Raw genomic sequence first — 10,535 nt, 5'->3', positions numbered from 1 at the left:
CCCCCACCACTCCTCCCCCCGCCCCGACGACGACGACGCCACCACCGACGACGCCACCGGAGCCCGGAACCACCCCGCGCCCGACGTCGACGTCGACGCCGAAGCCGACGGTGCAGCCGCCCTGGCAGCCGCCGCGCAACGACGACCCCGACAACGGACCGACCTCGTTCGACCCCGACGTCACCCTGAGCACGACCGAGCTGGGCAACCAGGTCGCCGCCGCGGAGCAGATCTGGGCTCAGATCACCGCGTCCAACACCGGTCTCGCGGTCGCCCTCAAGGAGCTCCAGGGGCTCGCGACGCAGTCCAACGCCCTGCTCGAGTCGCTGACCGGGGCCAGGGCGACCGAGCAGGCCGCCACCGCGTCCGCCGCGCAGGCCGCCATCGAGCTGGGCGTCCTCAAGGGTCGGCTGGACCGGGCCCGGGCGATCGTGCGGGAGTGGGCCTTCCAGGCGTACGCCGAGGGGGGCTCGGGTGGCGAGCTGCTCTCGTTCCTGGATGCCATGCAGGCCGAGGAGGCCGAGGTCGGGGACCCGCTGGGTGACATCTCCTACCTCACCGACCAACGAGTGCGCGCGGTCGACGAGGTCCGGGTGCTCACCAAGCGCCAGGACGAGCTGACCGCCAGCCGCAGCGCGGCCCAGAAGGCGGCGACCGACGCCTCCGCCAAGATCGCCCGTGAGAAGGCCGCGCTAGACGCCCTGGTGCGGACCCAGCAGACCAAGCTCGCCGCCCTCCAGAAGTCGCACGCCGCCGACGTGGCCAAGGCCGGCCCGATCGCCGCGTACCTCGCCGGCATCCAGACCCCGGCGGCCAAGGCGGCATACGCCAAGCTCGTCAACGTGCTCGGCAGGACGTTCGACTCCGCCGCCGGCATCGGCAAGCCCTGCAGCACCGCCTCCACCGCCTACCCGAACGGCATGTACCCCACGAGCGCCCTCTGCCCCCTGTGGCAGGCGCCGGGCGAGATGCTGTCGCCCCGCGCCGCGGCCGCGTTCAACGCGATGACCCAGGCCTACGCCAAGCAGACCGGAAGCCCGATCTGCGTCACCGACTCCTACCGCTCGCTCAGCCAGCAGTACGTCACCAAGGCCAAGCGTGGGCGGTTCGCGGCCCGGCCCGGCACGAGCCGCCACGGTCTCGGCATGGCACTGGACCTCTGCGGCGGGATCAACAACTTCGGCTCCCCCGCCCACCTCTGGATGAAGCAGAACGCGCCGGTCTACGGATGGTTCCACCCGAGCTGGGCCGGCCCCGGCGGCGCCACCCCGGAGCCGTGGCACTGGGAGTTCGCGGGCTGAGTAGTCGTACTCGTCCCCCACCCACGTCGGGTGTGCCACAGTTCGGCGCATGACGACGCAGTCAGACCTCGCCATCGCCGAGGACTACGCCACCAACGCCCGGTACCAGCGCCCGTGGTACTGGTACGACTGGGCCAACTCGGCCTTCGTCACGACGACGGCGACGGTCCTCTTCGGGCCCTACCTCACCTCGGTCGCCACCGAGGCGGCGTGCCCGGGTCTGGCCGAGGGCGCGGACTGCACCACGGACCTCAACGTGCTGGGGCTGCCGATCGACCCGGGTTCCCTCCACCCGTACACCGTCGGGCTGTCGACCTTCGTCGGCGCCCTGCTGCTCATCTTCGTCGGGGCGATCGCGGACCGGACCAAGCGACCGGCGCGACTCATGGCGCTCTTCGCCGGCATCGGCGCCGTCGCCGCGTCGGCGATGTTCCTCGTCGAGGGGACCAACTGGGGCCTCGGGGTCCTGCTCCTCATGGTCGCGAGCATCGCGCTCGGGGCCTCGCTGGTCGTCTACGACGCCATCCTCGTGCGCATCGCCCACCCCGACGACCGCGACAAGGTGTCCTCCCGCGGGTGGGCCCTGGGCTACCTCGGTGGAGGCATCCTGCTCGCGGTCAACTTCCTCATGCTGAGCAACGCCGACGCCCTCGGCGGCACCGGGCAGGCCGTGCGGATCAGCATGCTCATGGCCGGCCTGTGGTGGGGGCTGTTCACCCTCATCCCGGTCCTCGGCATGTGGCAGATGCGCGGCGTGGAGCGGCCCGTGGTCGCCGCGAGGGCCGGGGTGCTCGGGGGGACGTTCCGCCAGCTCAAGGACACCTTCCGTCACCTGCTCGGCCTGCGCCAGACGCTGCTCTTCCTCGTCGCCTACATGTTCTTCAACGACGGCATCCAGACCGTCATCGGGCAGTCGAGCCTCTACGGGACGGCCGAGCTCGGCTTCTCCGAGACGACCATGCTCACGCTCTTCCTCATGGTGCAGTTCGTCGCCTTCGGTGGCGCCCTGCTCTTCGGTCAGGTCGCCCGTCGTCTGGGGGCGTGGCGCACCGTGCTCGGTGGCATCGGGATGTGGGTCCTCGTCATCATTGCGGCCTACTTCGTGCCCGAGAAGGCCCTGGCGGCGCTCTTCGCTCTCGGGGTCGGCATCGGCCTGGTCATGGGCGGCACCCAGGCGCTGAGCCGGTCGATGTACTCACAGCTGGTCCCCCGTGACCGGGAGGCGGAGTTCTTCAGCCTCTACCAGGCGCTCGAACGGGGCACGAGCTGGTTCGGCGCCGTGATCTTCGGTGTCGTGCACCAGCTGACCGACTCGTACCGCCCGGCGATCCTCGCGCTCATCGTCTTCTTCGTCCTCGGCGGGGTCCTCCTCGCCAAGGTGGACATGCCTCGCGGCATCCGCGAGGCCGGCAACGAGGTGCCAGCAGTGGTCTGAATCCGCTAGACTGATCTGTCGCGCCGTTTCGGCGTGAATCACGTCACAGCGGGAACGCCCACCCCGCCGAGGGTGCAGCGACGTCCTCGCTGCCCGGAACAAACACCCGGTCCTCAGGCGTTCCACTCAGTGACACCCGGCGTTGCACCCATCCGCCGGGATCCACCATTTCGTTGGGAGTAACCCCATGGCAGAACGCAGCCTGCGCGGCAGCCGACTCGGCGCCCTCAGCATGGAGACGGACGTGAACGTCGTCCCGAGCGAGCGTCAGATCACCACCTACCTGTGCCCCCAGGGTCACCGCATCGAGCTCCCGTTCTCGATCGAGGCCGACATCCCGGCCGTGTGGGAGTGCCGTTGCGGCGAGGAGGCCAAGCTCCAGGGCGGCGGTCCCGAGCCCGAGGCCAAGCCGGTGAAGCACGTGCGCACCCACTGGGACATGCTGCTCGAGCGTCGCTCCATCCCCGAGCTCGAGGAGCTCCTCGAGGAGCGCCTCACCCTGCTGCGCGCCAGCCGTGGCGAGAAGCCGGGCAAGAAGAAGTCCGCCTGAGGGGTCTTTCCTCCCCCACCGTCGTATGCCGTGTGCCCACGTCGGGCACACGGCATCCGCATGTCCGGGCACGGCGGTGGCCCCGCCGCCCGAGGGCGACGGGGCCACCGGCCCGTGTGGGCTACTTCACCTCCGAGCGCACGACGAACCGGAGGCCGACCAGGGCCGGTAGCACCAGCCACAGCAGGGCGGTGGTCGCGACCTGACCCCACTGCTCGCCGGTCGGCGGTCCCTCGAAGAGGAACGACCGGGCCAGCTCGGCGTCCACCCACGGCCGGACGTCCGCGAAGTCCGCCTGGTTGGCCGCGAGGATCCCGAAGAGGGTGGGGAGCACGAGGGTCATGACGAAGTAGGTGACCAGCGCCCCCGGGGAGTTGCGGATGAGCATGCCGAGCATCGTGCCGGTGAGCAGGCAGAGCAGGCTGCCGACGACGATGGTCCCGAACTGGGCGGCCGAGAGGTCCCAGACCAGGTCGGTCCCCGAGATCGTCGTGCCGACCACGTTGCCGACCACGCCCACGACGAGCGCGACGAGCATCGCGGCGATCCCGACGACCACCGAGGCGATGGTCTTGGCCACGAGGACCCGGCCGCGGTGCGGGACGAGCGTGAACGTGGTCAGCCCCGTGCGCTGGCTCCACTCACCGGTGATCGAGAGGATCGCGATGATCGGCAGCACGATCGTCATGGGGAAGCCGATCGCCGCGGCGAACGTGTTGTGGGTGAGCTGGTCGTCGGGGGCGACGAGGATCGTCCCGACGGTCGCGAGGACGCCCACGATGACGAGGCTCGCGAGGAGCCAGAAGCCGCTGCGGGTGTTGAACATCTTGCGCAGCTCGACCCGGACGACGCGCGCCAGGGGGATGGGAGCGTCGCGGTCCAGCGCCTGGGCGGGTGGGGTGCGGGTGAGGGTGGTCATGCCACTGTCCTTTCTCGACGGGTGTCTCGTTGGGTGTTGGCGGTGAGCTCGAGGAACATGTCCTCGAGTCCGCTCTCGGCGGCGCGCAGCTCGGTGAGCGCCAGCTGGTGCTCGACCGCGACCCGGCCGACCACCGACGGTTCGGCCGCCGTGGTCAGGGCGCCGTCGCTGGTGACCGTGGCGTCGTGCCCGGACGCGTGCAGCGCCCGCAGGAGGGCCCGAGCGTCCGCGGCCCGGGCGACGCTGCCCTCGCCGCGCAGCAGGCTCGCCTTGGAGCCCTGGCAGACGATCCGTCCCTGGCCGATCATGACGATGTCGTCGGCGATGATCTCGACCTCGCGCAGGAGGTGCGAGGACAGCAGGACGGTGCCGCCCCCGTCCGCGAAGTCGCGGAGCAGGTCGCGCATCCAGCGGATGCCCGCCGGGTCGAGGCCGTTGGCCGGCTCGTCGAGGACGAGGACCCGAGGGTTCCCGATGAGGGCGGTGCCCACCCCGAGCCGCTGGCGCATCCCGAGCGAGTAGTTGCCCACCCGTCGGTCCGCCTCGGCCGAGGTCAGGCTGACGAGCTCGAGCATCTCGTCGACGCGGCGGGCGGGAACGCCCATGGTCTGCTGGGCGATGCCGAGGATCTCCCGGCCGGTGCGGCCGGCGTGCTGGGCGGAGGCGTCCAGCATCACGCCGACCTCGACGCCCGGGTTGGGCAGGTCCGCGAACCGGCGACCGGCGATGGTGGCCGTCCCCGTCGTGGGCTGGGTGAGGCCGACGATCATCCGCATCGTCGTGGACTTGCCGGCTCCGTTGGGACCGAGGAAGCCGGTCACCCGGCCGGCCTCGGCGACGAAGCTGACGTGGTCGACCGCGACGGTGGAGCCGTAGGTCCTGGACAGGTTGTCGATGGTGATCATGTGGTTCTCCTTCCGGTGGTGTGTGCCTGTCCACGACGCTAGGGACGCCACGGCCGGCGCGCGTCGTCGCGAGGTCGCGTCTGCCCTACGACCTACCGACGACCTCCACTGGTCCTCACGGAGGAGGTCGCCTCGGGGAGGACGTCGCGGTCAGGACGCGTCGAAGAGGCCGGTCTGGTACGCGAGGACGATCGCCTGGGCCCGGTCGCGCAGGCCGAGCTTCTGGAGCAGCCGCGTCACGTGCGTCTTGACCGTCGTGTCGCTGATGAACAGCTCCCGCCCGATCTCGGCGTTGGACAGCCCTTTCGTGATGAGCCCGAAGACCTCCAGCTCGCGCGTCGTGAGGTCCGCCACCCCCGGAGGCGGGGCCTGGCGACGCTCGCTCGTGAAGTGCCGGATCACCCGCCGGGTGACGGACGGGGACAGCAGCGCGTCACCGGCGGCCACGGTGCGCACGGCGGCGAGCAGCTGCTCGGGCGGGTCGTCCTTGAGCACGAACCCGCTCGCGCCGGCGCGCAGCGCCTCGAAGACGTAGTCGTCGAGGTCGAAGGTGGTGAGGATGAGCACTCTGGCGGAGGTGCCCGTCGCGAGGATCCGCCGGGTGGCCTCGAGCCCGTCGAGCTCTGGCATCCGGATGTCCATGAGGATGACGTCCGGGTCGAGCCGGGCCGCGTGCGCGACCGCCTCTCTGCCGGTGCCGGCCTCCGCCACCACCTCGATGTCCGGCTCGTCGGCGAGCAGGAGGCGGAAACCGGCACGCACCATCGCCTGGTCGTCGACGACGAGCACCCGGATGGTCATCGCTCCTCGTCCCCCAGCGGGAGCCGGGCCCTCACGAGGAACCCTCCGCCCGGCGCGGGGCCGGCCGTCATCTCCCCACCGAAGATCTTGACGCGTTCGCGGATGCCGACGAGCCCGTGGCCGTGCCCGTCGGGGGTCGCGCGGTCGCGGCCGCCGTGGTCGCGCACCTCGAGCCGCAGCCCGTCGGCACCGTAGTCGAGGGTGACGTCGGCCGTGCCCGTCCCGGAGTGCCGGAGGCTGTTGGTCAGACTCTCCTGGACGATGCGGTAGGCCGACAGGTCCAGCCCGGGGGGCAGTGCGGCCGGCTCCCCGACGACCCGGAGCCGCACCTCCAGGCCGGCCGCTCCGACATCCGCGAGCAACCGGTCGAGGTCGCCCAGGCCGGGGTGCGGCGCCAGCTCGGCGCGGTCCCCCTCCTCCCGCATGGCGTGGAGGAGCCGGCGCATCTCGGCGAGCGCGGTCCGCCCGACGTCCTCGACGTTGCGCAGCGTCTGCCGCTCCGCCGTCGCGCTCTCGGGGAGCCGGTGGCGGACCGCGCCGACCTGGAGGACGATGACGCTCACCGCGTGGGCGACGATGTCGTGCAGCTCCCGGGCGATCCGGCCGCGCTCCTCCGCCACCGCCACCCGGGCGGCCGCCTCGCGCTCGCGCTCGGCGCGCACCGCCCGTTCCTCGGCCGCCCTGGTCCGCTCGGTGCGCTCGCGCAGGGCCCACCCGACGAGCCATCCGATCGCGAACATCGCCGGGACCGAGATCATGTCGTCGGTGGAGGAGTCGGGGCCGTTGCGCACCACCGTGAGGCCTCCGGCCACCACGACCACCAGCCCCAGACGGGAGAGCGAGGCGTGCGGGTGGGCGCCCAGCAGCACCGCCGCGCCCATGCCGGCGACGAGGATGCCGGCCCCGTTCACGATGAGCTGGCCGTCGAGGAACGAGAGCGCCGGGCACACCACCCACGTCGCCGCGGGCGCCGCGAACGGGAAGCGACGGCGGGCCAGCAGCACGAGGACCGCCGCGGTGATCCCGACGATGCCGATGACGAACCGTGGTCCGCTCGGGTGCTCGAGGTCGTCGCGCAGGGCCGTGGCGGTCGCGGTGATGACGGCCGTGGCCACGACCAGGAGGTCGAGGCCATGCCCGTCGAGGAACAGCCGAACCCGGCCCACACCTCACGGTAGGGCGGCCGTCGGGGCTCAGGAGTCACCCAAAAGGAGGACATCGGACCCCCTCCGCTGCGCGGGCTCGTCGCGGCCGACGGCCGTTCCGGTCGTGCTAGTCGACGACCTCGCCGCGGATCGTGCCCTGGGGGCCGGACTCCCCCGGCCCGCGAGGCCCGCCGGGTCCACCCGGACCGCCGGAGGGGAACGGCATCCGCACGAGGACCCGGCTCGCGACGAACGCCTCGAGGAGGCGGCGCGCGAAGACCCGGGTGAACGGCAGCACGAAGAACAGCCCGATGACGTCACTGACGAACCCGGGCAGGAGCAGGAACGCGCCACCGATGAGGACGAGGGCGCCGTCGGCGATCTCCCGGCTCGGCATGCGCCCGGTGCGTGACGCCTCGCGCAGGGCCTTCCACGTGCGGGAGCCCTCACGCCGCATCAGCCAGGTGCCGAGCACGGTGAGGAGCAGGAGCGCGAGGAGGGTCCATCCCACGCCGATGGTGCGGCCCACGGCGACGAGCACGGCGATCTCGATGATCGGTGCGGCCACGAGCCCGATGAGCACGAAGGTCAGCCAGCGCGGCCGACGCCGACGACGCGCGTAGGGGGTGGAGCCGATCGGGTGCGTCACAACTGGTGCCAACGCCCGCGGCCGCCGAGCCGTTCCCTCACCTGCTCAGCGCGCCGCTGGACTCCCCAGACGGTGATCCGCCCCAGCGACTCGCGCACGATGCTCTGGTCCATCTTGGAGTCGCCGATCACGCGCTCGACGAAGGTGATCGGCACCTCGACGACCTCGAGGCCCGCGGCGACGGCCCGTCGGGTGAGGTCGACCTGGAAGCAGTACCCCGCGGACTCGACGCTGGCGAGGTCGAGCCCGCGCAGGGCCGAGGCCCGGTAGACCCGGTAGCCCGCGGTGGCGTCGCTGACGTCCATGCCGAGCAGCACCCGCGTGTAGATGTTGCCGCCCACACTGAGCACCTTGCGGTGGGTGGGCCAGTTGACGACCCTGCCGCCCGGCACCCAGCGCGAGCCGATGACGAGGTCGGCGTCCCGGGCGGCCGCGAGCAGGCGCCGGAGGTCCTCGGGCCGGTGGGACCCGTCGGCGTCCATCTCGACGACCGCGTCGTAGCCCTGCTCGAGCGCCCACGCGAACCCGTGGAGGTATGCCGCGCCGAGACCCTGCTTCCCGGCGCGGTGGATGACGTGGACCTGTCCGTCGTCGTGGGCCAGCGCGTCGGCGACCTCGCCGGTGCCGTCCGGAGAGTTGTCGTCGAGGACGCAGACGTCGACCTCGGGGACCTCGCGGCGCACCCGCTCGACGATTGCCGGCAGGTTCTCGCGCTCGTTGTAGGTGGGGATGAGCACGACAACGCGGTCGAGGCTGGGACGCTCAGTCAACGTGGTCCTTCGTGGGTCGCTCCGGATCGGGTCGTCCGACCCTAACGCCTCGCCTCGCGACCCCCGCGCCGCCGACCAGCAGGACGAGCGCCGCCACGGCGACCCACTCCGGCCAGACGCCGAGCCGGTCCGACAGGGTGCGCTCGGTCCGGATCGTCACCGGGGCGACCGGCTGCTCGGCGGTGAAGAGGCCGGTCTTGCCGGTGACCGAGCCGTCGGGGGCGACGAAGCCCGAGACGCCGACGGTGGACACGTGCGCCACCGAGCGACCGTGCTCGATGGCGCGGATCCGCGAGATCGCGAACTGCTGCTCGGACTCGGCGGTGTAGCCGAAGGTGGCGTTGTTGGTCTGGACGAGGATGAGCCCGGCCTCCTTGCCCGGCTGGGTGACCGAGTCACGCATCAGCCCGTCGTAGGCGACCTCGAAGCAGATGGTCGGCAGGGCCCAGTAGGCGCCCGACGTGGCATCGATGCGGAACGCTCCCAGCCCCTCGCCGCTGACGAAGTCGCGGGTGACGAGGTCGACCTTGTCGCTGAAGGTCCGGAAGAACGAGCGGTAGGGGATGTACTCGGCGAACGGCACGGGGTGGTTCTTGACGTAGCGCTCGGGCTCGGCTCCCCCGGGCCGGTAGAGCAGCGAGGCGTTGGACAGGTCGGGGTCCGGCTCCTGGAGCACCGCGCCCACGATGACCGGGACGCCGACTGCGGTGACGGCTCGCTGGACCTGGGCGGCGGCGTCGGCGTTGCGGATCGGGTCGATGTCGGAGGAGTTCTCGGGCCAGACGACGAGGCTGAGCGGGGCGGGGAGGTTCTCCGGGGGGTCCGTCGCGAGGCGCTCGCCGATGAGCTCGGTGCCGCGCACGTGGTTGTCGAGCACCGCCCGGCGCTCGGCGTTGAAGTCGAGGCCCGCGCGGGGGACGTTGCCCTGCACGAGGCCCACCGTGACCTGGCGTCCGGTGACCTGCGGGGTCGCCAGCCCGGAGAGGACGAGGACGGCCGCCCCACCCGCGAGCGCCACCCCGGCGGTGCGGGGGTGGCGCCGTGCCGAGGCGACGCCCGCGAGGAGCGCGGTCCCGACGACGGCGACGGCGAAGGTCACCCCCGGTGCCCCGAGCCACTGGGCGACGTTGGCCAGCGGGCTGTCGGCCTGGCTGAACGCGAGCCGGGCCCAGGGGAACCCGCCGAACGGCGTCGTCCCGCGTGCGAGCTCCTGGACCACCCACGCGAGCGGGACCACGGCATACGTCGAGTCACCCCACCGCGGGCGAAGGCACCGGCCGACGAAGCCGACCACGGCGCACATCAGCGCGACGTAGAGCGCCTGCAGGGTGGCCAGGGCGAACCACGGGAGCTTCCCGACGTAGACGCCCGACCACGACAGGACCGGCACGAAGAAGGCCCAGCCGGCGAGCATGCCGAGGGCGAAACCGCGGCGACCCCCGACGTCGAGCGTCACGGCGGCCAGGAGCGCGACGGCGACCGGGGCGAGCCACCAGAGGTCGTGCTCGGGGAACGCGAGCCACAGGAGCAGACCGGCGACGACGGCACCCACGGCGCGCGGGACCCACCCGCCCACGCGGAGCGTGGGACCCGTGCGTGGGCCGGCATGCGGGATCTGGGGTGGCACGGAGCCACCGTAGGTCACCGGCCTCAGCGCGCCGGCACCACCACGACACCGCGGGCCGTCGTCGCGACGACCGGTGGGTCGAGGACGTCGGCGGCGGACTCGCCGCGCTCCGGGGTGCCGCGGGCCACGACGCGGACCGCGAACTCCATCTCGCGGCTGCGGGTGCCGACGCGCACGAGCGTGGCCTCGATCTCGATGCAGTCACCCGCCCGGACGGGGGCGAGGAACTGGACGTCGCTGTAGGAGGCGAACAGGCCCTCGTCGCCGTCGGTGACGATGCACATCTCGGTGGCGACGTCGCCGAAGGCCGCGAGCGAGTACGCCCCGTCGACGAGGTTGCCCGCGTAGTGGGCGTGGGTGTACGGCACGTAGCGGCGGTGCAGCACCGTCGTGCCCGTGGGGTCGTCGCGTCCGGTCATGGTGCTCATGCTCC

General features: G+C 72.2%; 11 protein-coding genes. 3 read left to right on the top strand and 8 right to left on the bottom strand.

Going from position 1 to position 10,535, the window contains the following annotated elements:
- From N801_RS19495 to N801_RS02215, 3 genes are all read left to right on the top strand, one after another.
- Positions 1-1,301: M15 family metallopeptidase (locus tag N801_RS19495; protein ID WP_211254652.1), on the top strand; the 1,301-nt coding region annotated here is incomplete at its 5' end.
- 49 nt (positions 1,302-1,350) lie between these two features.
- Positions 1,351-2,736: an MFS transporter gene (locus N801_RS02220; RefSeq protein WP_052112509.1), complete on the top strand. Its 1,386-nt coding sequence runs from the start codon at positions 1,351-1,353 to the stop codon at positions 2,734-2,736.
- Between the two features lie 187 nt (positions 2,737-2,923).
- Entirely contained in the window at positions 2,924-3,286 is a 363-nt protein-coding gene (locus tag N801_RS02215) for an RNA polymerase-binding protein RbpA (protein WP_035932325.1), read from the top strand.
- Between the two features lie 121 nt (positions 3,287-3,407).
- On the opposite strand, the gene N801_RS02210 is transcribed toward N801_RS02215, so the two are convergent.
- From N801_RS02210 to kal, 8 genes are all read right to left on the bottom strand, one after another.
- Positions 3,408-4,205 carry an ABC transporter permease subunit gene (locus N801_RS02210; RefSeq protein WP_035932323.1) on the bottom strand — a complete coding sequence of 266 codons (798 nt, stop codon included), beginning with the start codon at positions 4,203-4,205 and terminating at the stop codon, positions 3,408-3,410.
- Positions 4,202-5,110, bottom strand: coding sequence for an ABC transporter ATP-binding protein (locus N801_RS02205; protein ID WP_035932321.1), 909 nt, complete (start codon positions 5,108-5,110; stop codon positions 4,202-4,204). The genes N801_RS02210 and N801_RS02205 overlap by 4 nt, the downstream gene beginning before the upstream one ends.
- A 150-nt stretch (positions 5,111-5,260) precedes the next feature.
- A complete protein-coding gene (locus N801_RS02200) occupies positions 5,261-5,911 on the bottom strand; it encodes a response regulator (RefSeq protein WP_035932318.1) in 651 nt (216 codons plus the stop codon).
- Positions 5,908-7,077 (bottom strand): sensor histidine kinase, encoded by a 1,170-nt coding sequence (locus tag N801_RS02195; RefSeq protein WP_035932316.1) that lies wholly within the window; start codon positions 7,075-7,077, stop codon positions 5,908-5,910. The genes N801_RS02200 and N801_RS02195 overlap by 4 nt, the downstream gene beginning before the upstream one ends.
- Positions 7,078-7,183: 106 nt before the next feature.
- A complete protein-coding gene (locus N801_RS02190) occupies positions 7,184-7,705 on the bottom strand; it encodes an FxsA family protein (protein WP_245618168.1) in 522 nt (173 codons plus the stop codon).
- Positions 7,702-8,475, bottom strand: coding sequence for a polyprenol monophosphomannose synthase (locus tag N801_RS02185; protein ID WP_035932314.1), 774 nt, complete (start codon positions 8,473-8,475; stop codon positions 7,702-7,704). Before N801_RS02185 ends, N801_RS02190 begins: the two co-directional genes overlap by 4 nt.
- Entirely contained in the window at positions 8,468-10,102 is a 1,635-nt protein-coding gene (lnt, locus tag N801_RS02180; protein ID WP_245618166.1) for an apolipoprotein N-acyltransferase, read from the bottom strand. Before lnt ends, N801_RS02185 begins: the two co-directional genes overlap by 8 nt.
- A gap of 23 nt (positions 10,103-10,125) precedes the next feature.
- Positions 10,126-10,530, bottom strand: coding sequence for a 3-aminobutyryl-CoA ammonia lyase (gene kal, locus N801_RS02175; protein WP_245618164.1), 405 nt, complete (start codon positions 10,528-10,530; stop codon positions 10,126-10,128).
- Positions 10,531-10,535 lie beyond the last annotated feature (5 nt).

Origin of the sequence: Knoellia aerolata DSM 18566 (assembly GCF_000768695.1) — a bacterium.
Classification (GTDB): Bacteria; Actinomycetota; Actinomycetes; order Actinomycetales; family Dermatophilaceae; genus Knoellia; species Knoellia aerolata.
The sequence above is the reverse complement of the archived record's forward strand: the minus strand, read 5'-3'. Positions and strand labels throughout refer to the sequence as shown.

Coding starts and splice junctions, on each gene's coding strand:
- N801_RS02215 (WP_035932325.1), top strand. CDS start 2,924: ATGGCAGAACGCAGCCTGCGCGGCAGCCGACTCGGCGCCCTCAGCATG.
- N801_RS02220 (WP_052112509.1), top strand. CDS start 1,351: ATGACGACGCAGTCAGACCTCGCCATCGCCGAGGACTACGCCACCAAC.
- kal (WP_245618164.1), bottom strand. CDS start 10,530: ATGAGCACCATGACCGGACGCGACGACCCCACGGGCACGACGGTGCTG.
- N801_RS02200 (WP_035932318.1), bottom strand. CDS start 5,911: ATGACCATCCGGGTGCTCGTCGTCGACGACCAGGCGATGGTGCGTGCC.
- N801_RS02210 (WP_035932323.1), bottom strand. CDS start 4,205: ATGACCACCCTCACCCGCACCCCACCCGCCCAGGCGCTGGACCGCGAC.
- N801_RS02205 (WP_035932321.1), bottom strand. CDS start 5,110: ATGATCACCATCGACAACCTGTCCAGGACCTACGGCTCCACCGTCGCG.